Source organism: Leptolyngbya sp. BC1307 (assembly GCF_002286735.1).
In the GTDB taxonomy this organism is placed as follows: Bacteria; Cyanobacteriota; Cyanobacteriia; order Phormidesmidales; family Phormidesmidaceae; genus Phormidesmis.
The window spans coordinates 1-999 of sequence record NZ_NRTA01000160.1; the positions used below are offsets into that span (position 1 = coordinate 1).

A 999-nucleotide genomic window follows, 5' to 3' on the forward strand; every position below is an offset into this window, starting at 1 on the left:
TAGGAGTTACGCATTGACAGCAAAACGAAACTATGGTCAAGCGAAAGTAGCTTCTGTTACGTTTTCTAGAATAAACTGTCGAATGACGGGGACAAAGAGCTGCCTCGATATCTCATAACAGTTGTTGATGAGTCCGTTGATACATAACGTTTGCAGCTTGCAAAAAGCACGCAACGCACAGAAGAAGTGATTGCGAATCGCCTGTTCGCCTCGAACATAAAAGCGTTCAATGTTGCACACTTGCTTGATGACTCTGTGAAAACATTCAATTTTCCAATGGTCATCATGAACCGATTTGAAGGTCTCTCGTGTCAGTTGTTGAAGCATCTCCAAGTCTGGTCGATACAATATGTAGTATCGCGGTTCGTTTTTGAACGGCTGACAAAACACCCTGACCCAACCAAATGCCTTCAAATAGACCATAAGCCCTTCAGAGGGAATCTCTATAGTCTTTACAAGTACTGACGTACCGCGTTCTATCGAGACTTTTCGATTATTGGCAATACCAAATAGAAAACCCACCTTCTGGTCTCTCAGAAACTTCAGATTCTCTAGGCTCGAATACCAACTATCGCCCGTTACCCAGCTCGGCTCAAGTCCCCACGAAACCACCTCAAGCACCATCTCACGGAAGTAATCGTTCTTGGTTTTGCCCTCCTGTTTGTCATAGATACGGAAATTGACGGGATAAGAACTACCCGATGTATCGGTGTAATACAAGGTAATCAAATTTATCCCTTTGACACTGCGCTTATGCTTGCCTGACCAGAAGAAATCAACAAATGCGCTCTTGTTATGGTCTCGGTAAGGTTTGTCTTCTACGCTGTCATCCACACTGAGCGTACCCGCAGTCAAAACGAGGCTACTTTTGACCTCCTCAAAGAGGTCCTTGGGCGTGTACTGCTCACGCAGTAAAAACCGATTGATGCTGTCGTGGCTTACCTCTGCCAAGATTTCTGAGAGCCGTACACAACTGACGTATTTAGGCTCAGCTAGTAG

At 45.0% G+C, this 999-nt stretch carries 1 protein-coding gene; it reads right to left on the reverse strand.

Going from position 1 to position 999, the window contains the following annotated elements; all coding sequences use genetic code 11:
- Positions 1 to 36: 36 nt before the first annotated feature.
- Positions 37 to 999: transposase (locus tag CKL79_RS22540; RefSeq protein WP_240519045.1), on the reverse strand; the 963-nt coding region annotated here is incomplete at its 5' end.